Source organism: Clostridium sp. BL-8 (genome assembly GCF_002006495.1).
Taxonomy (GTDB): Bacteria; Bacillota; Clostridia; order Clostridiales; family Clostridiaceae; genus Clostridium.
Window position 1 is genome coordinate 1 of the sequence record NZ_LZZL01000219.1, and the last position, 682, is coordinate 682.

1 protein-coding gene is annotated in these 682 nt (G+C 55.7%); it reads left to right on the forward strand.

What is annotated here, in order from left to right; translation table 11 throughout:
* A partial coding sequence (locus CLOBL_RS28335) for a DUF4573 domain-containing protein (RefSeq protein WP_179117857.1) occupies positions 1 to 682 on the forward strand: 682 nt, incomplete at both ends.

Genomic DNA, 682 nt, shown 5'->3' on the forward strand with positions numbered 1-682 from the left:
CGGTAGAACCTGTAGCTCCGGTTACACCAGTATCGCCAGTAGATCCAGTAGAACCAGTAACTCCAGTCGCCCCGGTGTCGCCGGTAGGTCCAGTGGAACCTGTAACTCCGGTTACACCAGTGTCGCCAGTATCACCAGTAGATCCAGTAGATCCAGTAGAACCTGTAACTCCGGTTGCTCCAGTAGCACCAGTGTCACCGGTAGATCCAGTAGAACCTGTAGCTCCGGTAGCACCAGTTACGCCGGTAGATCCAGTAGAACCAGTAACTCCAGTAGCACCGGTGTCGCCAGTAGGTCCAGTAGAACCTGTAACTCCGGTAGCGCCAGTGTCGCCGGTAGGTCCAGTAGAACCTGTAGCTCCGGTTACACCAGTGTCGCCAGTAGATCCAGTAGACCCTGTAACTCCGGTAGCGCCAGTATCACCTGTAGTTCCAGTAGAACCTGTGATTCCGGTAGCGCCAGTGTCGCCAGTAACTCCAGTCGCCCCGGTGTCGCCGGTAGATCCAGTAGACCCTGTGACTCCGGTAGACCCAGTAACTCCGGTAGCGCCAGTGTCGCCAGTAGGTCCGGTAGAACCTGTAACTCCGGTAGCACCAGTGTCGCCAGTAGATCCAGTAGAACCTGTAACTCCGGTTACACCAGTATCGCCAGTAGATCCAGTAGAACCTGTAACTCCGGTAGC